16 protein-coding genes are annotated in these 20,169 nt (G+C 64.5%); 10 read left to right on the top strand and 6 right to left on the bottom strand.

Annotation, left to right across the window (positions count from 1 at the left end; genetic code table 11):
- The first annotated feature begins 202 nt into the window (after positions 1 to 202).
- From ACIA49_RS33410 to ACIA49_RS33395, 4 genes are all read left to right on the top strand, one after another.
- Complete coding sequence (locus ACIA49_RS33410; protein WP_396381928.1) at positions 203 to 1,018, top strand: S1 family peptidase; 816 nt, start codon at positions 203 to 205, stop codon at positions 1,016 to 1,018.
- A gap of 81 nt (positions 1,019 to 1,099) precedes the next feature.
- Positions 1,100 to 2,023, top strand: coding sequence for a patatin family protein (locus ACIA49_RS33405; protein WP_396381980.1), 924 nt, complete (start codon positions 1,100 to 1,102; stop codon positions 2,021 to 2,023).
- The gene (locus ACIA49_RS33400) at positions 2,020 to 2,892 is read left to right on the top strand and encodes an alpha/beta fold hydrolase (RefSeq protein WP_396381927.1); all 873 of its coding nucleotides are present in this window, start codon (positions 2,020 to 2,022) and stop codon (positions 2,890 to 2,892) included. Before ACIA49_RS33405 ends, ACIA49_RS33400 begins: the two co-directional genes overlap by 4 nt.
- Positions 2,889 to 3,866 carry an MBL fold metallo-hydrolase gene (locus ACIA49_RS33395; protein WP_396381926.1) on the top strand — a complete coding sequence of 326 codons (978 nt, stop codon included), beginning with the start codon at positions 2,889 to 2,891 and terminating at the stop codon, positions 3,864 to 3,866. Before ACIA49_RS33400 ends, ACIA49_RS33395 begins: the two co-directional genes overlap by 4 nt.
- On the opposite strand, the gene ACIA49_RS33390 is transcribed toward ACIA49_RS33395, so the two are convergent.
- Both ACIA49_RS33390 and ACIA49_RS33385 read right to left on the bottom strand, forming a co-directional pair.
- Positions 3,857 to 5,371, bottom strand: coding sequence for an FAD-binding oxidoreductase (locus ACIA49_RS33390; RefSeq protein ID WP_396381925.1), 1,515 nt, complete (start codon positions 5,369 to 5,371; stop codon positions 3,857 to 3,859). The genes ACIA49_RS33395 and ACIA49_RS33390 overlap by 10 nt on opposite strands.
- 125 nt (positions 5,372 to 5,496) lie before the next feature.
- Positions 5,497 to 6,291, bottom strand: a complete 795-nt coding sequence (locus tag ACIA49_RS33385) for a BTAD domain-containing putative transcriptional regulator (RefSeq protein WP_396381923.1) — start codon at positions 6,289 to 6,291, stop codon at positions 5,497 to 5,499.
- 123 nt (positions 6,292 to 6,414) lie between these two features.
- Here ACIA49_RS33385 and ACIA49_RS33380 point away from each other — a divergent pair, with 123 nt between their 5' ends.
- Together ACIA49_RS33380 and ACIA49_RS33375 are read left to right on the top strand one after the other, a co-directional pair.
- Positions 6,415 to 7,182, top strand: a complete 768-nt coding sequence (locus tag ACIA49_RS33380; RefSeq protein ID WP_396381922.1) for a TetR/AcrR family transcriptional regulator — start codon at positions 6,415 to 6,417, stop codon at positions 7,180 to 7,182.
- 46 nt (positions 7,183 to 7,228) lie between these two features.
- Positions 7,229 to 9,691: a BTAD domain-containing putative transcriptional regulator gene (locus tag ACIA49_RS33375; protein ID WP_396381921.1), complete on the top strand. Its 2,463-nt coding sequence runs from the start codon at positions 7,229 to 7,231 to the stop codon at positions 9,689 to 9,691.
- Between the two features lie 86 nt (positions 9,692 to 9,777).
- Here the strand turns inward: ACIA49_RS33375 and ACIA49_RS33370 are convergent, their stop codons facing one another.
- Positions 9,778 to 10,152, bottom strand: a complete 375-nt coding sequence (locus ACIA49_RS33370; protein WP_396381920.1) for a hypothetical protein — start codon at positions 10,150 to 10,152, stop codon at positions 9,778 to 9,780.
- A 143-nt stretch (positions 10,153 to 10,295) separates the two neighbouring features.
- Between ACIA49_RS33370 and ACIA49_RS33365 the strand changes: the two genes are divergently transcribed.
- Positions 10,296 to 10,958: a hypothetical protein gene (locus ACIA49_RS33365; RefSeq protein ID WP_396381918.1), complete on the top strand. Its 663-nt coding sequence runs from the start codon at positions 10,296 to 10,298 to the stop codon at positions 10,956 to 10,958.
- Here ACIA49_RS33365 and ACIA49_RS33360 read toward each other — a convergent pair.
- Together ACIA49_RS33360 and ACIA49_RS33355 are read right to left on the bottom strand one after the other, a co-directional pair.
- On the bottom strand, positions 10,955 to 12,145 hold the full coding sequence (locus tag ACIA49_RS33360) for an epoxide hydrolase family protein (protein ID WP_396381916.1): 1,191 nt from the start codon (positions 12,143 to 12,145) through the stop codon (positions 10,955 to 10,957). The two genes, ACIA49_RS33365 and ACIA49_RS33360, sit on opposite strands and share 4 nt — an antisense overlap.
- Before the next feature lie 118 nt (positions 12,146 to 12,263).
- The gene (locus ACIA49_RS33355; RefSeq protein WP_396381915.1) at positions 12,264 to 13,259 is read right to left on the bottom strand and encodes a 2-dehydropantoate 2-reductase; all 996 of its coding nucleotides are present in this window, start codon (positions 13,257 to 13,259) and stop codon (positions 12,264 to 12,266) included.
- Positions 13,260 to 13,685: 426 nt separating this feature from the next.
- Between ACIA49_RS33355 and ACIA49_RS33350 the strand changes: the two genes are divergently transcribed.
- The 3 genes from ACIA49_RS33350 to ACIA49_RS33340 all read left to right on the top strand — a co-directional run bounded on the left by ACIA49_RS33350 (position 13,686) and on the right by ACIA49_RS33340 (position 18,497).
- Positions 13,686 to 16,517, top strand: coding sequence for a M36 family metallopeptidase (locus ACIA49_RS33350; RefSeq protein WP_396381914.1), 2,832 nt, complete (start codon positions 13,686 to 13,688; stop codon positions 16,515 to 16,517).
- A gap of 835 nt (positions 16,518 to 17,352) precedes the next feature.
- Positions 17,353 to 17,559, top strand: a complete 207-nt coding sequence (locus ACIA49_RS33345; RefSeq protein ID WP_396381913.1) for a hypothetical protein — start codon at positions 17,353 to 17,355, stop codon at positions 17,557 to 17,559.
- Positions 17,556 to 18,497 carry a PLP-dependent cysteine synthase family protein gene (locus ACIA49_RS33340; RefSeq protein WP_396381911.1) on the top strand — a complete coding sequence of 314 codons (942 nt, stop codon included), beginning with the start codon at positions 17,556 to 17,558 and terminating at the stop codon, positions 18,495 to 18,497. Before ACIA49_RS33345 ends, ACIA49_RS33340 begins: the two co-directional genes overlap by 4 nt.
- Positions 18,498 to 18,573: 76 nt before the next feature.
- Here the strand turns inward: ACIA49_RS33340 and ACIA49_RS33335 are convergent, their stop codons facing one another.
- Positions 18,574 to 19,959 (bottom strand): FAD-binding oxidoreductase, encoded by a 1,386-nt coding sequence (locus tag ACIA49_RS33335; protein WP_396381909.1) that lies wholly within the window; start codon positions 19,957 to 19,959, stop codon positions 18,574 to 18,576.
- Positions 19,960 to 20,169: the final 210 nt, after the last annotated feature.

Below are 20,169 nucleotides of genomic sequence, written 5' to 3'. Positions count from 1 at the left end.
GGATATCCACTGTCTGTGCCGCAAGGTTGTCGTTAGCAACGATCTGACGCTTCGCGTCATCCAGAAATATGATCCGGCTCCTTCTGCCAGACGAGGTTGAGGCGTGAGGTCCACCTCGGCACGCGGCCAGGAGTCCTTCCCGAAGGCTCATGTCAACGGGGACTGTCCATTTCGCCTCTGAAGATCACCCCTGGAGTGTGTGATGACCGGAAAGCTCAAATTCATCCGTTCGGCGGTCGCCGTCCTGGCCCTGGTAGCGGCATCAGCCGGAGTCGTCGGCAACGCCCAGGCAGCCAACCCGAAGCCGACGCCGACGATCATCGGTGGGACGTCGGCTACCACGGGCAAGGTTCCTTGGGTGATCGCGCTGAACAACGAGTGGTCTACCCTTCCGAACGGCCAGCTCTGCGGGGCAGCTCTCGTCAGACCCGACAAGCTGGTCACCGCAGCACACTGCGTCGATCTGCCGATCGAGACCTACCTCGCTGTGCAGGGTCGCGACAAGCTGAGCACCACGGTCGGCAGGACCTCGAAGATTTCTGGAATCTGGGCAGATCCTGAATACAAGAAGAAGCCCGGTCATGACGTAGCGGTAGTGACGCTGGCCACGGCCTTCACCGGTGTCCCCACGCTGCCATTGGAGCCCGATCCCGCGGCTGATGCAGTCGGCGCGCGGCCAACCGCCTACGGCTGGGGCGACACGAAGGGGACCGCTCCTGCGGGTACCTTCCAGAAGTTGATCGCGCCAGTGCTCGGCGACGCGTACTGCGAGCAGGTCTACAAAGACGACAACTATGTCAAGGACGGCAAGGGGGAGATCTGCGCCGGCTACAAGGAGGGTGGCAAGGACACCTGCCAGGGGGATTCAGGCGGTCCCCTCGTCTTGAACGGTCGCCTCTTCGGCATTGTTTCCTGGGGCGTCGGCTGTGCTGAGCCCGGACATCCGGGCGTCTACGCCGAGGTCGCCACCTACCACACCGAACTGATGCAACACATCCTCGGCATGACGGATCGATGATACGTATCCATCGAACGTATACAGCTTGTTGACTGTACTCGGCGGTATAAAGGAAGAGTGAACGACTCTGTCCTGCGGTTGATGCGTGATCGGATAGCGGAGGGAACGTTGCCGGGGCAGCGTTCCGACGAGGCTCGGCTGGTACTGCTGATCGAAGGTGGTAGCTCTCGCGGTGCCTATTCCAGCGGGATGACGATCGCGATCGAGCGGCTCGGCCTACTGCCGGCCTTCGATGGCGTCTACGGCAGTTCGGCGGGCTCTCTGAACGCTGCCTGGCTACTGTGTGGCCGGGCGGAGAGCACCCAGCACGCCTGGTGGGATCCAAGGATCATGGGAACCGTGATCAAACCGCGGCGGATCTTTTCCGGGCAGCCCGTGGTGGACACCAAATTCCTGGTCCACACGGTGTATACGTCGATCATGCCGATGGGCTTCCAGGACGTATTGGACAACCCGGTGGGTATTCACCCGATCGCGACCGATGCCCTGAGCGGTGAGCCGGTGGATCTGCACAGGCATGTTCATGACCAGGCGAGCTTGCAGGCTGCGTTGCGTGCTTCGGCCGCGATGCCGCTGCTCGCCGGTCCGCCGGTGGAGATCGATGGTCGTGGGTATGTCGATGCCGGCGTCAGTGAGGGAACGCCGGTGCGCACGGCGCTTGCGCAAGGCGCGACTCACATCGTTGCCTTGCGCACCAGGCGGCTGGATGAGACACAGTCACGTCCGTCGCGCGGTGAGCGGATGCTGATGGCACAGTGGTTCAGCCGCAATGCGCCAGGTGCCTACAGGCCGTGGCTCAGCCGGGTTGAGATCCGTGCTGAGGAGGAGCGGCTGTTGGCGTCGCACCCCGCGGTGATCCAGGTCCGGCCGCCGTTGGGCAGTGCGCGGATCGGGCGGACGGAGAGTCGGCCAGATCCGCTTCGCGCCGCGGTGGATACCGGCCGGGATGCGGCGCTTGCCGCGCTGCAAGCCGCGGTCCCCGTTGATCGGCAGGCCTCGTCATGAGTCTGGAGACGACAGCCATGCGAGACCCCGCGCTGGGGGAGCGTAGGTCGGTGGTGCTGCCGGGCGGACGGATCGCCTATACAGACAGTGGTTCGGGTCGGCCGGTGGTGTTCGTGCACGGCCTGCTGGTCAATGCCAATCTCTGGCGCAAGGTTGTGCCGCTGGTCGTGGATGCTGGGTTTCGTTGCCTGACACCTGATTGGCCGCTCGGCGCACACAGCATCGCGATGAGTCCGCAGGCTGATCTGACTCCGCCTGGGATCGCTCATCTGATCCTCGAGTTCCTCGAGGAGCTTGACCTGGACGATGTCACGATCGTTGCCAACGACACCGGTGGTGCGCTGACGCAGATCTTGATGGCCAACCACCCCGAGCGGATCGGCAGGGTTGTCCTGACGCCTTGCGACGCGTTCGAGGAGTTCTTTCCCGCGCCGTACGACCGGTTCCCCACGCTGATGCGCTGGCCTGGAGCGATCTGGATGGCCAGCCGGCTGTTGCCGTTGCCGGTTGTGTACTCGCGGGCCTCGGTTTTCGGCTGCTTGACCAAGCAGCCGATCCCCGCCGACGTGATGGATTCCTATCTCGGGCCCATCCGTGACGACGGACAGATCCGTCGCGATGCCAAGCGGTTCATAGTTGAGGTCGACAGCAAGTACACGCTGGCCGCCGCGACGATGCTGCCGGAGTTCGACAAGCCGGTGCTGCTGGTGCGAGCGGCGGATGATCGAGTCTTTGCTCCGCAGCTCTTCGAGCGGCTCGCGGCAACGTTGCCGAACGCCGAACTGGTGACGGTCGCCGACAGTTGCGCCTTCGTGCCCGAGGACCAGCCGAACGATTTGGCCAGGCTGATCGTCGAATTCGCCGGATGACCGTCCACTCGTTGCCAAGTTGGCTGGTGTGGCAGCAGCGCCCGTTCCCGGACGCCAACCTTCTGTTGCTACCTGGCAGACATGCAGCCATGGTCGACAGTGGGTTCGTCGGGCATGCGCCCGAGACTGCTGCCTGGGTGATGGCGCGAACCCGACGCTTGGACCTGGTCGTGAACACGCACTGGCATAGCGACCATGTAGGCGGCAACGCGCTGCTTCAGTCGTTAGGCGCCGGAATCGTCGCATCGGTGGTCGATGCGGACGCCCTGCAGCGCCGCGACGCCGGGTGCTGTGTGTCGGAGTATCTCGATCAGCCGGTGCCGCAGTACTCCGTTGACAGGCGAGTCAGCGACGGTCAGGTACTGCGCCTGGGCGAGGCCGACTGGGAAGTCATCCGTACACCAGGTCACACCCCGGGGCACTTGGCGTTGTGGCAACCGGAGGAGCGGTTACTCGTGGTTGGTGACGCCTTGTCGGACTATGACGTCGGCTGGGTGAACCTCGCGCTCGACGGAGTCGAGGCGAGCCGGACGGCGCTGGAGTCGCTGGAGCGACTCGCAGACCTGTCTGCGCGGGTCTTGTTACCCTCACACGGGCCGCTTCCTGAAGACGCCGGTGCTGCGTTGGCTGCGGCGATACGTCGGGCGCAGCGACTCGTCGACGATCCCGCCGGCGCGGTCTGGTACGGCGCGCGCCGGGTGTTTGCCTATGCGTTGATGATCCGCGGTGGAATCCCGGTGGACGACGTCGAAACCTACCTGCTCGACCGGGACTGGCTGCTCGACGGCGCTCGGCTCCTGAACTGCGATGCGGACGACTTTGCCGGCGACTTGGTCGCGGCCATGCTTCGCGCAGGCTCAGTGGTGCATCGTGATGGCCGGCTGCACGCGGCCGCTGAGCATACGCCAGTTACCTCGGAGTCGATCGACGTGCCGCTGCCACGGGCATGGCCGGCGGTCGCGCATCACCAGTAGGGGTAGCTGCGTGTCGCCAAGGGATAGTTGCCGCGGAACAGGTTGTTGGGATCGACGCGCTCTTTGATCTCTCGCAGTCGCGCCAGCGCGGTAGGCATGAAGATCTGGTCGATCGAGGACCCAGCCGCGAAGGTCATAGGGACTCGACCGCTGATCGAGAACAGCAGATCCGCGGTCACACGGTCGAAAGCCTGGCGAATCTGGCCGTGCAGCTGCGGACTGACTGCGGCAGCGCCCAGCAGGACCATGTACGGCTCCTCGATGATGCCGACCGGTCCGTCGGTGGTCGTGGCTTTGGTGAGGGCGCCGCCGAGATGGCGGATCTGGACCACCTGAAGGGGCGAGTACCCGCAGGTGATTTCGTCGAGCAGGCTGTCGATCGTCAGGTCAGTGAGCCCGGTCAGAAGGTGGGTCCGACCCATACCAGGCATCGGGTCGTCGGGCTCGGCGGCGATCGAGGCGATCTGTGCGGTAGTCAGCTCGGAGTATGCGCCCGACTCAGGCTGCGCAACCGCGTAGAGCGGAGCCAGCAGCTGCTCCGCCTCCTCTCGCTCGCCCAAATAGGCCATTCCGAAACCAACCAGAGCGCGGCCACGCAGGGGCTCCGGTACGCCGTCGATATCGGGCATCGACACCAACCAGGCCCACAGACTGAGCTCGTCAGGCGCGGTCTTGGTGATCTCGCCGTACGCTCGCAGCAGGGCCGTGCCGTGCTCGATCGACCACAGCCGACGTCCTCCGTAGATGCGCGGCGCCGGAAGCAGATCGAGCTCCATCGCCACGACGACGGCGAACTCGCCACCGCCGCCGCGCAACGCCCAGAACAGATCCGGGTCGCTGTCGGCCGTTACGTGCACGACGTCGCCTGAGGCGTTCACGGCGTCGACGGCCCGAATGTGGTGAGCTGCCAGACCGTACTTGCGGCCGAACCAGCTGAGCCCGCCGCTGAGCGTATATCCAACGACTGTCGTGTCACCGTTGCTGCCCGGCAGCGAGGTGACTCCGGTGCCGTCTAGCGCGGCGTTGAGATCGCGCCACGTGGTTCCGGCGCCGACCCGGACGGAGTCTTCCTGAACCACGATCTCGTCCATACCGTCGAAGCGGAGCAGGACGGCGTCGTCCGCCGTGTGCGCGGTTGCGCCGTGGCCCCGGGGCTGCGCGGAGACGGAACAACCGAATGCCGCGGCGACGCGGACGGTGTTCTGGACATCGTCGAGGCAAGTGGCGTAGACGATGGCGGCCGGTTCTTGTGGCACGTGGGTGTGCCAGGCGAGTCGCGCGGCCGGCCAGTCGTCACAAGCCTGCGACACAACGCGGCCCGCGATGGCGGCGCGTAGCGCATCGACAAGCTGCATATTCTCTTGGCGGGTCATGAAACCAGCCTGCGGGGTGACCGTCGACAACACCTGTATGACTCGATCGATGCCGCGTATACGCCGCGTCATCTGCCGCGTGCCAATGTCGAGACTGTGCCGTTCGCGGTGCCGGTTAGGGGCCTTGCTCACTCCTCCTCACACTGACCGGCAACCCGATTGCCGATGAGTGGCACAAGTCGCCCGGGCGCCCGACCGCGTCCGGGCGACTTTTGTCCAGCGTGTCCGCTTCTGGTATGCGTGACCGGAGATGAGCCTCAGGCGACCGCGCGGTCGGACAGACTGCGCTGAATAGCTGGCTGGCGGGCGGTGAGAATTCGGGTCCGCGTGCGTTGAAGCGCGGGACCGGGCTCGAGTCCTAGCTCGTCGTTCAGAAGACGGCTGGCTTGCTGGTAGGCGGTGAGGGCATCGGCCCGGCGATCGGCCCGACTGAAGGCGAGCATGAGGAGTTCCCACAGGCCTTCGTCGAAAGGGCGGGCCGCCGTGGCCTCACCAAGCTCCGAGATGGCTTCCTCGCAACGGCCCCGCTGGATGTCGAGTCGCCAGAGGCTTTGTCGAGCTGAGTGACGCTGCTCCTCGAGCCACGTACGGCGAGCCTCGAAATAGGGGCCCCTGAGGCCACCCAGCGCTGGACCATGCCACCTTGAAAGGGCTGAGCGGAGAAGTGCGCAAGCCTCTTCGAGCTCGCCGCGATCCCGCGCAGCCCTAGCGGCAGCTGTCGTATGCCGAAAGTCCAGCGCGTCGACCCTCGCGGGGTTGACGATGAACTGATACCCGCCGCCGACAGACCGGATCTCCGAGTCTTTGGTGGCCTGCTGCAGGAGCACCTGACGGAGCCTGCTCGCATACGAGCGAGTCGTCGTGGAAGCGCTTCGCGGCGCGTTGGGCCCCCACAGCGCGCTGACGATCGCCTCGGCCGAGACCTGCCGGCCTTCGCTCAGCAGGAGCAGGGCAAGTAGAGCACGTTGACGTGGAGTCCCCAGATCCAGAACCTCGGAACCCCTCCAGGCCCGCACCGGGCCCAGAAGTTCGAAGGTCACCTCACCCGTCATGGCTTTTCCCATCGAGTTGGTAAGTCGCGGCCCCGCCCAGGCGGGCGAAACCCTGTCTGCTGACAGTATGTCAGGTTTGATGACGAATGGTCGACAGAGTCAACATGCTGTAACATGACTTCCATGTCCCAGGCAGCCCTGTACGGCCTCAACGAGCATCAAGACAGATCAGCGCGCCGCGCGACTCCTGCTGTACCGGAAGCGAAAGACATCGAACCGGCACCGAAACGCGGGCGGCGCGCGCCCAGGATGTCGGGAGACGACCGCGAGCGCGCGATCCTGGATGCTGCTCAGCAGCTACTACAGGAACGCCCGGTGCAGGACATCTCCATCGACGATCTGACGCGCAGCGTCGGGATCTCACGGCCTGCTTTCTACTTCTACTTCTCCTCAAAGGCGGCTGTGGTCCTTGCGCTGCTCGACCGGATGGCCGAAGCGGTCCTGGCTGCCACCCATCAAAAGTTCGAGGATGCCGGGGGTGACCCTGTGAAGCAGTGGCGCGCCGCGATTCACGCGTCCATCCGGACCTGGGGCAACCATGCGCCAGTGGTCGTCGCGGTGGCCCAGTTGCGTGCTCAGCATCCCGAGATCCGTGAGCTCTGGACAGCGATCATGGAGCGCTGGGTGCGCCGGGTCGAGAAGGCGATCGAGGCCGACCGTCGATGCGGTGTCGCTCCTCCAGGTCTGCCCGCGCGCGAGCTCGCGATCGCTCTGACGCTCATGAATGAGCGCTCGATGCTTGCCTGCACGATCGGTGAGGATCCGGCCCTTCCCGAGGATCGGCTGGTCGACATCCTCACGCAGATCTGGGTGAACGCCATCTACCTGGATCCGGCTCCCCGGCAGCTCGGTGAGGCATCAAGAAAGGAACCTCGCGATGCGACGACCTGACGGATCCCACGAGTACCGACTGACCATCCTGGGGCCGCCAGGGTTGATGCGGGGCGACGAGATTCTCGATCTGGGCTCCCCACAACAGCAGGCGGTCCTCATCATGCTGCTGGCCGGTGGCGGCAACTTCGTCCGCAGTGCCGATCTGGTCGACGGATTGTGGGGCGAACATGCGCCCGCCACCAGCGAGACGGTGATCCGGACCTACATCTCGCGGCTTCGGCGCCTGTTGTCGACAGATGACAAGTCGGTGATCACCTTCCAGTCCGGCAGCTATCTGATCGACGCCTCGCTGTTCGTTCTGGACGCGGCGGAGTTCGGCGACCTGATCAAGGTGGCTCGGCAGTACCGCGCCGACGGCGAATTGACCGCCGCGGTAGCCGAGCTCGAACGGAGCCTGAGTTTTTGGACAGGCACGGCGCTGGCCGGCGTGCCAGGTGAGGCCGCGGAGCGAGAGCGGTTTCGGCTCGAGCAACTGAAGCTCACTGCGTCGAAGGAGCTCCTGGAGTGTCGGCTGGATCTCGGGCAGCATGCAGAGGTCGTCGCCGAGGTTCCTCTGCTCATCCAGCTGAACCCATTGGAAGAACCCCTTTACGAGATCTACCTCCTCGCCTTGTACCGCAGCGGTCGGCGCGCCGAGGCTCTCGATGTCTACCGGATGCTGTACGACCTGTTGTCGACCGAGCTCGGAATCAGTCCTGGAGCCGGCGTGCAGGCGATCCACGAGAAGATTCTGAGATCCGAACCCGAGCAGGATGACGTGCTGGTCGAGCTCCGCGGCAGCAGGTCGCGCATCGAGCGGCAGCCGCTGAGGACGCCGCGAGTCGATCACGCTTCCTCGCAGCCGGCGGCCGGCGCCTCGCACACGGGATGGCGGTTCGTCGGCCGGCATTCGGAACGCACGATGTTTCAGTCGCTGCTCGCCACGGGCCCGCGCGAGCGTCAGCAGGTGTTGTTTTTTCACGGGCCGGCCGGGATCGGTAAGTCCTCCCTCGTGCGGCAACTGGCCGCAGACGCGGTTGCGGACGGCTATCAGGCCTGGTTGTTGTCCGGCAAGTCAACCTCCGACTTGCAGACGGAACTCAACGACGTGATCAGTGAGACTACCGATGTCGCCACGCCCGTGCTGTTGATCGACTCTCCCCCTGACATCGGCGAGCTTGAGCCCTGGCTGCTGTGCGACTGGCTGCCGAAGCTGCCCGTTGACGCGGTGGTCGTCCTGGCGGCTCGCTGTGGACCGAGCGCCGGCTGGCGTACTGACCCGCGATGGGCGGGCGCGATCCATTGTCGACGACTCGAAGGGCTTTTGGACGCCGAGGCGGCCGAATTGGTCGAAGGTTGTGGTGCCGAGCCAGACGCGAAGGCGTCGATCACCGATTTCGCGGACGGAAATCCCTTCGCCGTTGTGCTGAGCTCTGAGGTCAGCAGAACTGTCACAGCCAATGGGCAGCTCTCGCGGCGGGACGCCGCCCGGTATGTGGTGGACACACTGGTGACCACGCTCGCAGGCGATGCTCCCAGCGCCTTGCATCGCAAGGCATTGCATATCTGTGCACATGCCCGCAGCACGACGGAGGACCTACTGCGTGAGGTCATGCCGGCCGGTGACTCGGCCGAGTTGTTCGACTGGCTCCGTTCACACCCTGGCGTCGAGGCTGCGACCTACGGCCTGGAGATCAACGGCGTCCTGCGTGAAGCGCTCGACGACCACCTGCGGTGGCGCGATCCTGAAGGCTACAGGTCCATGCATCGCACGATCCGCGACTATGTCCTGGGCAAGGCGTTGCGGGACTGTACTGAGCCGTACGCGCTGATCGAGGCGGTCAGGGCGATCGGACATCTCTGTCGCGCGGGCGGGGTCTCGTCGCGGTACGTCTCATGGGCCGGGGGCAACGACATCGTTGGTGGTACTGCCGGGCCGGATGACCAAGCCGAACTCGTGGGCATGGCACGTGAGTTCCATGGCGACACGGTTGCGCAGTCGGTGCAGTATTGGTTCGGCCGACGGCCGGAGGCTTTCCACGTCCTGAAGTGCCGCACCACTGGACGCCTTCGTGGGTTCTCGAGCTGGTTGACGCTCGAAAGCCCGGCACAGGATGAGATCGAAGCAGATCCGCAGGTCGGAGCGATTTGGCGAGATGTCCACGATCGTATGGAGGTGCCCGCGGGACGTCACATCGGAATCGCCAGACATCTGATCAGTCCGGTGGGGCAGGCTGGACCGTCTCCTGTCGTCGACGCCATGCGCGGACGGATGATTCGTTCATGGCTGCATGACGACCGCTTGGTCGCGTCGTACCTGGTGGCGCCGAGTGCTGCCTTCTGGCGTGGGTCGATGGAGTACTTCGGACAGTACGAGTTGAACGATGCGGCTATCGAGCATCCAGGAGCGATTTTCGGCCACGACTGGTTGGCTGAGCCGCGGGTGCAGTGGCTGGAGGAGCACCTGGACGAGAGGATGGGAGCTGGGCCGGGGTTGCGGCTGTTTCTGCAGCCGAGCGGGCAGTAGTTCGGTGCAAAGCAGAACGTCAGCGAAGTAGAGAAAGTACAGCGCCCGGCACGAGTGCCGGGCGCTGTTCCATAAAGGAGGGGAGGTCAGTATTGCCCCAAATGAACAGTTTTCCAGTCGCTGGCTTGGGAGACTGGAATGTACTCATGTGTTTCGGTGGTCGTCCCATCGCTGCGATACCACCGGACGGTGATGTTGCCCTTGAACCAGTAGTCGTCGAACCTGTCGCACTGGCGCACCGAGTAGGCGTACGGGAAGTCGCGACGAGGGGTCTCCGCGAAGTTGCCGTTTTGATCGGTTCCCCACATGCTGGCTCCGATGACCGTGTGGTAGCCGGAGCAGGCCTCAACGTGCTGCCCGTTCGTGCCGGCTGCAGCGGGAGAGGTCGCGGCGACCGCGACGATGGGTAGTAGTAGAGCTACGCCGGCGCCGAGGCGGGCGAACGATGACGTGAGCTTCATGTTCCTCCTTGGAGAACATTATGGTTGCTAAGAGTCCAAGAAGCTTCACATGGAGTGATAGACAGACCGTCAACAGCTGATCCACGAGCTGCACGATGATGCCGTCTACTGGGTGTTGACCACGGCACGGTTTTCTGTGGGACATGCGTCTTCCAGGTTCGTCGAACCTCATTGAGCCGTCGGATCAGCCGATACGTCGGGAGGGGCAGTCCGGTTCGCCTAATCGTCGGATCGCTCTCGTCGCCGCCGTACAGGCCTACGTTGTAGGTGCCTTTTTGACCTGGACGGCCGGATCGGATCGAGCGGCCAGACAACATGTGCTGGACATGCCGGGTATGCCTGGCATGAGCGGGCACGCGATGCCGGGGATGCCGATGCCGGACAGCCATGAACGCCTCTCCCCGGTGCTGCGAGCGCTTCGTGACTCGACCCTGGCGGTTCCGTTCGCGATAGTCATCCTGTTTGTGGTCACGGCGGCCTTACGGCAGATAGTCGTCAGGGTTCGATGGCCGCTGGACGGCATGCGCGTTCGGATTCTGTTTGCTGTGGGCATCGGTATCTCCGCGACCGCCTTTCTCTTCAGCGACGTCGTCTCGGGGTTGATGTTTTCCGAGCCGCTGGCCGGGGTGAGTGCAGGAAGCCACTTTGCCGCGCTCGCCATTGCGGGGCTGCGTTATTCGCTCGCTTACGGTCTGCTGTATGTCGCCCTCTTCGGTGCCAGCGAACTCTCGGGCGGCCGAAGCGGCCCCGGAGTGCCTGTGAGCTTCCCCCGCCCAGGAGGAGATCAGACCGGCAACGAGCTCTAGCGGAGGGCTCGGAAGGCTGCGCGGATCTCGGCGGCGAAAAGCGCGGGTTCCTCCCAGGCAGCGAAATGTCCGCCCCTTACGGGCTGGTTGTAGTAGGCGAGGGTGGGGTAGACGTTCTGGACCCAGGTTTTTGGTGCTTGGAAGATCTCGCCGGGGAAGGCGCTGAAGCCGACCGGGACCTGGACCGGGGGAGACGTCATCCCGCTCACGGCATGGGCACTCTCCCAGTAGACCCGGGCAGACGAGGCGCCGGTGCCGGTCAGCCAGTAGAGAGTGATGTTGTCGAGGATCTGGTCACGCGTCAGATTGCCTGTGGGCAGAGCGGCGCGAAAAGCGCCGGCGACCTTGTAATAGCTGTCGGTGTCGTGGTCGAGCATCCATGCAGCCAAGGCGATGGGTGAGTCGAGCAAGGCGTAGCCGATGGTCTGCGGTCGAGTCGTCTGCTCGATCCGGTAGCCGCTGCCAGCGGTGTTGAAATCGAGGATCGCGGCCGCTGCGGCCCGTTCCTCGTCGGTATCCGTTGGTCCGACGGGTGCAGAGAGTGCGGAACGAAGCAGATTCATGTGGATCCCCGCGAGTCCGACCGGTGCCTGGCGGCCCATGGCGTCGGTGATGCCGGCACCGACATCTCCGCCCTGGGCGACGTATCGGTCGTATCCGAGGCGGTGCATGAGCTCGGCCCAGGCACGTGCGACGCGACCGGTGTCCCAACCGAGTTCGGTCGGTTGGCCGGAGAAGCCGAATCCGGGGATGGACGGTACGACGACATGAAACGCTTCCGCTGCGCGACCGCCGTACCGGGTCGGATCGGTCAGTGGTCCGATCACGTCGAGCATCTCGACGAAAGAGCCGGGCCAGCCGTGCGTGACGATCAGCGGCAGGGCACCGGGATGCGGGGAGGGGACGTGGAGGAAGTGGATGTCGACGCCGTCGATCTCCGTCAGGTACTGCGGAAACCTCCTGAGCGCCTTCTCGAATCTTCGCCAGTCATAGCGCGTCAACCAGTACTTCGCGAGCGCGCGAGTAGTGGCAAGCTGGACTCCCTGGGATCGGTCACTGACCTGCTCGGCCGTTGGGAGGGACATCGCCGCTATCCGGCGCCGCAACTCGAGCAGTTGGCTCGTAGGCACCTCGACCTGAAACGAACGGACGTAGTTGGCCGCGGAACGGCCGGCGTGCCGCGGCACGAGCGATCCTGTTGAGTTCCTTGATGACGCGCGCATGACCAGATCCCTTCGCGACCGATGCCTTTGACGTGCAGTCGAGCAGGAGGGGGTGGACGGCGGGTTGACGAGTGATCGACGGTTACCGGCCGAGCTCATGAAGCAGTTCGGGCCCAGTCCAGGTCCGGCGGTTTCGTTCTGCGGCCCGAACGAGGGCGACGAGCCGCGCGTTGATCGGGGCCGTGCGGCCGAGCGACTCCGCGAGGCGGACGACCTCGCCGTTCAGGTAGTCGATCTCGGTCGGCTGCCCGGCCTGGAGATCCTGCCACATGGAGGTTCGTGCCAGCGGGTCCATCCTGGGCAGCACGTCGGATCGCCGATAGAGGAAGTCCGGTAGCCGCAAGATGTCCGGTAAGTGTGACATCGGGCTGCGGAGGATCTGCGCGGGCTCGATACCGGCCATCGCCAGGAGGTTCATCGCCTCGTCCAGAGCCGCGGCCCAGCAGAGCCGGAAGGCGTGTTGCGACAACTGCGTCTGCATCGGCAGGTCCGACAGAGCGTTGATTGGATTGATGAGGTTGAGTAGGAGCTTGGCCCATTGCACGGGGAGGATTTCGTCATGCTCGAGCAGCGGAAGGCCGGCCCGGGCGAACGCACGCTCGTATGGTGTCAGCGCGGGGTCCCGTTGTACGAAGAGCGTCCCCTCGGTGCCTTGATGGAAGTGTCCGCCGGCATCGTTCACCACGTTGAATGGCACCATGCCGCTCAGCACGGTGTTCGCAGGCAGGCGCGTCGAGAGGATTGCACCGTTGCGAAGTCCGTTCTGGAAGCTGATAACGACGGTGTCCGGCTTGAGGACGTCGGCGAGTTCGTCGGCGGCGGTCGCGGTTGCGGCCGACTTGACCGTCAGCAAAAGCAGATCTGCCCTGCTGGCGGCCGCGGGACTGGTGGCGTAACTCAGGTCACCGGGCTCGATCCGCAGATCGGTGCCGAGGTAGTCACTCAACCTGAGACCGTGGTCCGCCAGCTCATCGGCCATTCGCCGGCGGCCGACGAACGTCACGTCACTTCCGCTCGCAAGGAGCCGTCCTCCGACATAACATCCGATATCGCCTGCGCCGTACACGACGATTGTCATCGCCCGCGTCCTATCTAGATGGTTGATCCGAACGAGCCCGGGAAGCGCTGCGAGCAAGGCACAGTGGGTTGGAAGGTTGCGCCCGCTCCGTCCCTCTAGATCGGCCTGCGCTCTCTCCGCCGGCACGTCCCGGGCCCACCGCTGGAAGCGGCGTCCTCAGAACACCCCAGACCGGTTGACGCCGGGTTGACGACCTTTGGAGCGCGGCGCCCGCACCGGAGCTCCGACAGGCCATTGGGGGAGACGTCGCAGCGGTAGGGCTTGCGTCAACGATCCATCGATCCGGTGTCAACGAGTTTCGGCTGCGATGGCTGCGCGCATACAGCGCGATCCGCCTAGACACCTGGAGTGACGACTGTGACCACATCACGCAGGCGGTGGGGGCTCTTGGCCGCCGCCGCCGTCTCGGCCGCCAGTCTTCTGGCCGTGAATTCGGTTGGTGGCGCGAATGCCGCGCAGACTGGAGACCCTGGGCAAGGACCGGTCGGCAACGAATCGGCCAAAGCCAAGGATCGGAAGGGAAACTTCGACGCACGCACGCCGGATGCCAGAATTACGTTGGCTCGGGCCGCGAAGGCCGGCGGTGCGGAGCCGGCCGGGTCGATGAGGTTCCGCAGCTCGCTCGGGGCACAAGGAGTCGTCCGGTTGGACCCGAACACCGGTACGCCGGCGCAGGTGACGAAGCTGGATGGCTTCCTGACCGGTCGCAGCATCAAGAAGGCTCAGGACATCGCGCTGGACTATGTTCAGGCGCATCAGGAGGTCTTCAGGCTGAGCGAAGCTGACCTCGCAACGCTGAAGTTACGCAAGGACTACGTCGACGACTTGGGCACCCACCATGTCTTCTGGTCGCAGACGGTGGACGGTATCGAGGTGTTCGGCAACGGCCTGAAGGCTAACGTCAGCAGGCATGGCGAGCTCATCTCGATCATGGGCTCACCAGTTCCTGGGCTGGAAGCGAAGGCCGCGGTGCGGGCGAAGGCACCGAGTGTGTCTGCGGCCGAGGCGCGCTCGAAGGCTGTGGCCGATGTCAATGGTACGGCGAAGCCTGCGTCTGCGAAGTCAACCGGCCAGCAGGTCCTGTGGAGCAATGGCGACTCCGCGAAGCAGGTCTGGTTCTTCACGGCTGACGGTCTGCGCAAGGGTTGGTCGACGTATGTCGATGCCGGTGGCACCAAGATCTACACACACGTGATTGATGCCGAGACCGGAGGCCTGCTGTACCGACGTGACCTGTCCAACGAGGGCACCGGCGATGCGCTCGTCACCGACTACTACCCGGGTGCTGCCATGGGGGGCACGCAGCGTGTTCAGAACCTCGTCCACAAGAGGTGGCTCTCCAAGGGGGCCAAGACCCTTTTGGAAGGCACCTCGGTCGCTGCGTTCGCGGATGTGAACGACGACAACGTGGCGAACGTAGGGGAGACGGTCAAGGTGCCGGGCACGGCGAGCGGCGCCGAGTACAAGCTGACGCCCTTCAACAGCAACAAACTGTGCGCACCGGCCTACGTCTGCACCTGGGACCCAGCCACACCGGATTCCTGGAAGACCAACCTGAACGAGGATGTCACCAACGCGTTCTCCTTGGCGAGCAACTATCACGACTGGCTGGCCAAGCCGCCGATCAGTTTCACTCCGGCGGCCGGCTCGTTCGACGCCGCGGGCGGTGACCCGGTTGAGTTGAACGCTTTGGATGGCGCGGCAACCGGGGAGGATGGTGGGCCGGACCCCGCGCACGTCGACAACGCCAACATGAGCACCCCACCGGACGGCACCTCACCGACGATGCAGATGTATCTGTTCGGCACGACCGCCCCGGACAGCTTCTTGCCCTCGAGCTCCGCGAATTCCGCGGACGTTCTCTACCACGAATACACGCACGGCCTGTCCAACCGCCTGGTCGTCGACGCGACTGGCAACGGAACGCTGACCAGCGTTCAGGGCGGCTCCATGGGGGAGGCGTGGAGTGACTTCTACGCCCTTGACTACCTGGTCTCACACGGTCTGGTCAAAGACACCAAGGCCCCCGGCGAGGTCCTCGAGGGTCGGTATGTTGCCGCGGGGAAATCGATTCGTACGATGGCCATCGACTGCGGACTCAAGGTCGAAAATCCGAACTGTGTCGCTCGGGACGGTTCGAAGGGTGGTTACACGTACGGCGACTTTCCGACGATTGCGGGCGCTCCCGAAGTCCACGCTTCCGGCGAGGTATGGGGACAGACTCTCTGGGATCTGCGAGCACGGCTCGGCCGCTCGTACGCGGTCAGCATCATCACCCGGGCGATGGAACTGTCGCCCGACAATCCGACCATGCTCGACATGCGCAACGCGATCGTGCAAGCGGACCTGGTGGCAGGCGGCGGCAAGAATGCCCGCGCGATCTGGAGCGTCTTCGCCAACCGCGGGATGGGCTGGTTCGCGGGGATCCTGGACGGTGGGGACGCCTACCCGGCGGAGGATTTCCACCTCCCGCCGACCGGTGCCACCACGACGATCTCGGGCGTCGTGACCGACAAGGACACCGGCGCACCACTCGGCGGTGCGCTGGTTTTCGTGGGCGGACATTCTTCCGGGTTCGCCGGTGACTACTCGGCGGTCACGGATGCTGCCGGCAAGTACACGATCCACAATGTGGCCCCAGGCATTTATCCGAAGGTCGCTGTCACCCCGCCTGGGTATGAACTCACGGTTCAGTCGGTGACAGTACCCGCGGGCGGAGTGACGACGAACCTCGCGCTGCGGCGTAACTGGGCCTCGGCCTCCGGCGGGGGCAAGATCGTTGCCTTCAATGGGCCGGACCTGACAGCCTACGGCTGCGGTCCGAGTGCCGCCATCGACAATCGGCAGGGTAGCGGCTGGGGTAGTACCACCGGTGACGACAACGGCACCCCAACCGGTACGGTGATCCCCAAGCACATGGACATCAAGCTGCCGGCGACCGTCAGCATCGAGTCGTTCAAGGTGGATCCGTCGAACGTCTGTGGCGATTCCGTCAGCTCCGCGACCGGAAAGTACCGGATCGAGACCTCGCCCGACGGTGTCACCTGGGCAACCGCGCGCGAAGGCGAGTTCGACGCCACGAACCGAGGTAAGTACAACGTCGTGACCCCGACCGGTAATGCGACCGGCGTCCAGTACGTTCGGTTCACCATGCTGAGCCCGCAGGTTCCCGACTTCGCCACCAACTGCCCGTCTGGGGGCTTGGGCGGGTGCCAGTTCACCGACATGACCGAGATCCAGGTCTTCGGAGTCCAGTAGCACCCCGATGGGAGTGGGTCGGTCTGGTTCGCGGCCGACCCACTCATCAAGGGCGGGAACAACTAGCTGCCATCGCGAGATGCAGCTAACTGGGGCAGCCGGCACCCTCTGCGTGAGATGTGACCGTGGTACCCAGGAGGGTGTAGCACCAGTTGCGGCCGTTGGTGACGTTCCTGTTGTCGAACTGCTCGTAGCCAGCCTGCCAGGATGCCATGCTGACCTGTACGGACTGGGCACCGGCGGGAATGTAGGCTCGCCACGTTTGGCCGGCAGGTCGACCTTGGTGACAGTAGTCGTTGGCCACGCCGGAAGGAATCCAGTGGTAGCAGGTGCGCGCTAGGTACGCACCGTGGTTGGTGAACTGGATGTAGTTGTTCTCGGTCGGTCGCGCGGGAGCTGCGGCGGAGGTCGCTGGGGCTGCGGTAACGAGTCCGGAGATCGCGATCACGGCCGTTCCGGTCAACCTGAGCAGAGATGCGGTCCTCAGTGAGCGCACGATGTTCCTTTCGACTGATTCGGGAGACGACGGCGCGGAGTTGCAAGCGCCGGGTGGATCGAGGTCACTACCGAGGTAGACCTCGACCTTGAGCCTGTCTGCGCCCGGTAGACGGTGGATCGACACGAGATACAGTCGTCGGCTTTGCGCGCTCGGCGACTCCGGCAGGCCGAACGCCGCACGTCCCGGCCATCAATCGCTTGTGTACCGGTGCACAGGACCGTGGGGTGGTGGGTGTCAGGTCGTTGTCGACGGCAACGAGCTCACGACGAGGTGGTCGGAAGCCGCCGCCTCGTGACCACAATGTCCGCAATTCGTCTGGATGTGTGAGGTCGTAGGATGCGTATTGACTGGGATGCCTTTTTCCACAGCCTGTGGGTGACTTCGCTCGAGTTCGCTGGAAGCGAGGACCTGATCGCTGTTCTGGACGCTACCCGGGCGGAGACCCTGGCAGATGGCGATCCGGCGCAGAAGCTGCCGCGGCCGGGGCGGGCGATGGACCGTGCCCTCCAGGGTCGTGCTGTCGTCGGATGGGATCAACGATGAACAAGATCCTGAACTCCATCATGGACACCATCGGCGGGACGCCGATGATCAGGCTCGACCGGTTGACCGACGGGCTGGACGGCACGATCGTGGCGAAGCTTGAATATTTCAGTCCCAGCGGATCCAAGAAGGACCGCGCGGCGAAGCGGATCATCGAGGACGCCGAGAAGTCGGGTGAGCTCAAGCCGGGGCAGGCTGTCGTCGAGGTCACCAGTGGGAACACGGGAGCCGGATTGGCGATCGCCTGTGCGGTCACGGGGCACCCGTTCATCGCCGTGCTCACGGATCATCCGTCCAAGGAACGAGGACGGATGATCCGCGCCTTGGGCGCCGAGGTGGCGTCCGTGGACAGTGTGGCCGCGGGGTCTGGTGAAGAGCCAATGCTCGTTGAGCAGGAGGTACGCCGGATTGTGGCCTCTCGTGGCGCCTTTCGGGCCAACCAGTTCGGCAACCGGAGCGATGTCGACAGTCACTACACGACCACCGGGCGAGAGATGTGGGAGCAGGCAGGCGACGACATCGACGCCTTCGTGGACTTCGTCGGGACTGGTGGTTGCCTGGCCGGCGTCACCCGGGCGCTCAAGGAGCAGAAGCCCTCGATCAAGTGTTATGCGGTCGAGCCCGAGGGCGTCGCGACGCTGGCCGGGATGCCGGTCTCCCGACGTTCGCACGGGATTCAAGGTGGGGGTCTCGGTCGACACGACCTGACTCATCTGCATCACGTTGCCCTGGACGGATATTTACAGGTCAGCGGTGAGGACGCACGGACGACGTGTCGAGAGCTAGCGCGCCGCGAAGGCGTTTTCGCCGGATATTCGGCCGGCGCGAATGTGGCGGCCGCGCTGCAACTGCTTCGGGGCCGCTTCGCCGGAGGAACTGTTGCGTTGGTCATCCCCGATACGGGCATGAAGTATCTGTCGACGGATCTGTGGGCGTGACCTGGAGCGGTCCGGTTGATCTATGGATCAGCCGGACCGCTTGACGGGCGTTCTATGCATCGAGTTGATGGACGTCTCAGTACTGGCGGGGGTGCCGCTCGCGTGGCCAAACGGGATAATTGCTGCGCAAGCGCCGGTGCGGATCGACCCGGTCCTTGATGTCGCGCAGGCGGGCCAGTTGACGAGGAGCGAAGATGTGCTCGATCGGCTCGTCACCGGCCATCGTCATCGGCACCCGGCCGCTGACGGACAGGATCACCCCGGCGGTCACGCGGTACAGCGCCTGCTGGATGACTCTGGTCTGCTCCGGATCTGTCACCACGCCGGCGGCCAACAGCAGATAGGGATCGTCGATCGCGCCCGACGGGCCGTCCGTGGTGGTCGACCGCAGCAAGGCACCGCCCAGGTGGCGGATCTGGAGCATGGCGAGCGGCGTGTCACCACGGTTGATCTCCTTGAGGAGCGCGTCGACGACCTCATCATTGAACTCGGTCAGCAGATGGGCGCGCCCGGTAATCGGCATCGGCTCGTGTGGCTCGTCGGAGATCGAGTCGATCTGATCGATCGAAAGACTGCCGAACTGCCCCAGCTCAGGCTCGGCCACTGCGTACAGCGGAGCGAGCAGTTTCTCTGCTTCGTCGGCATCGCCGAGATAAGCGGCACTGACACTGACGGCCGCTCGTCCACGCAGGGGCTCGGGAACGCTGTCGAGGTCCGGCATTCGCAGCAGTGTGAGCCAGAGCGTCAGTTCGTCGGGCGCTGCATCGGTGACAGTGGTGAAAGCCTGCACAAGCTCACGAACGTGGAAGAAGGACCAAATCTTGCTGCCACCGTAGATGTGCGGCGCTGGGTGGAGTCGGACTTCGATGGCGGTGACGATTCCGAAGTCGCCACCCCCGCCGCACAAGGCCCAGAACAACTGAGCATCGGAGTCGGCTGTGACCCGCCGAGCCTTTCCGCCGGCGTCGACGAGTTCAATGGCCTGGATGCTGTGAGCCGCCTGACCGTAGGCCCGGCTGAACCAGCTGAGACCGCCGCTGAGTGTGTAGCCCACGACGGAGACGTTGCCGTTGCTGCCCGGCAGAGACGTGGAACCGGTGCCGGCCAGAGCTGCGTTCAGGTCCTTCCAGGCAACTCCGGCGCCGATACGAACGACGTCTCGTTCGACGGTGATCTCGTCGAGTAGGTCCAGGCGGAGCAGAATGGAACCGTCCGCTGTGTGCGAGGTTGCCCCGTGCCCGCGAGGTTGCGGTGAGACTGCGAGGCGATGCCACTCAGCGGCCCGCACGACCTTTTGTATGTCGCGGACGCTCGCCGCATGGACCACCGCCACTGGCTCCTGAGGGACCAACGTATGCCAGGGGCGTCGCTCAGCGTCCCAGTCCTCGGCGTCCGGTGCTACCACGCGTCCGGTGAGGACCCGACGGAGGTCGGCAATCAGAGTCTTGTTCGTCTCGGTCATGAGACCAGCGTCGAGTGTCTGGATTGACAGCGCCTGTACCTCGAGGGCGAGGTATATATACGCGAGTTCGATGCGCGCCGTGCAGGTGCTGCGTCGATTGTGGCTTGAAGCAAGGAACCTTGCGCAGCCTTGGCCTCGGCCTCGTCCCGCGGCGCTGGAATCAACCGATCATCGACAGGTTGTGTACGCCGATGTTGTTTTCTGGTTGCT

The organism is Kribbella sp. NPDC051587, assembly GCF_044453945.1.
GTDB lineage: Bacteria > Actinomycetota > Actinomycetes > Propionibacteriales > Kribbellaceae > Kribbella.
This window is presented reverse-complemented; position numbering and strand designations above follow the sequence as displayed.

Bases quoted from the DNA above. Each gene is read 5' to 3' on its own strand.
- ACIA49_RS33410 (WP_396381928.1), top strand. From the start codon at position 203: ATGACCGGAAAGCTCAAATTCATCCGTTCGGCGGTCGCCGTCCTGGCC.
- ACIA49_RS33405 (WP_396381980.1), top strand. From the start codon at position 1,100: ATGCGTGATCGGATAGCGGAGGGAACGTTGCCGGGGCAGCGTTCCGAC.
- ACIA49_RS33400 (WP_396381927.1), top strand. From the start codon at position 2,020: ATGAGTCTGGAGACGACAGCCATGCGAGACCCCGCGCTGGGGGAGCGT.
- ACIA49_RS33395 (WP_396381926.1), top strand. From the start codon at position 2,889: ATGACCGTCCACTCGTTGCCAAGTTGGCTGGTGTGGCAGCAGCGCCCG.
- ACIA49_RS33385 (WP_396381923.1), bottom strand. From the start codon at position 6,291: ATGACGGGTGAGGTGACCTTCGAACTTCTGGGCCCGGTGCGGGCCTGG.
- ACIA49_RS33380 (WP_396381922.1), top strand. From the start codon at position 6,415: ATGTCCCAGGCAGCCCTGTACGGCCTCAACGAGCATCAAGACAGATCA.
- ACIA49_RS33375 (WP_396381921.1), top strand. From the start codon at position 7,229: ATGCGGGGCGACGAGATTCTCGATCTGGGCTCCCCACAACAGCAGGCG.
- ACIA49_RS33370 (WP_396381920.1), bottom strand. From the start codon at position 10,152: ATGAAGCTCACGTCATCGTTCGCCCGCCTCGGCGCCGGCGTAGCTCTA.
- ACIA49_RS33365 (WP_396381918.1), top strand. From the start codon at position 10,296: ATGCGTCTTCCAGGTTCGTCGAACCTCATTGAGCCGTCGGATCAGCCG.
- ACIA49_RS33355 (WP_396381915.1), bottom strand. From the start codon at position 13,259: ATGACAATCGTCGTGTACGGCGCAGGCGATATCGGATGTTATGTCGGA.
- ACIA49_RS33345 (WP_396381913.1), top strand. From the start codon at position 17,353: ATGCGTATTGACTGGGATGCCTTTTTCCACAGCCTGTGGGTGACTTCG.
- ACIA49_RS33340 (WP_396381911.1), top strand. From the start codon at position 17,556: ATGAACAAGATCCTGAACTCCATCATGGACACCATCGGCGGGACGCCG.
- ACIA49_RS33335 (WP_396381909.1), bottom strand. From the start codon at position 19,959: ATGACCGAGACGAACAAGACTCTGATTGCCGACCTCCGTCGGGTCCTC.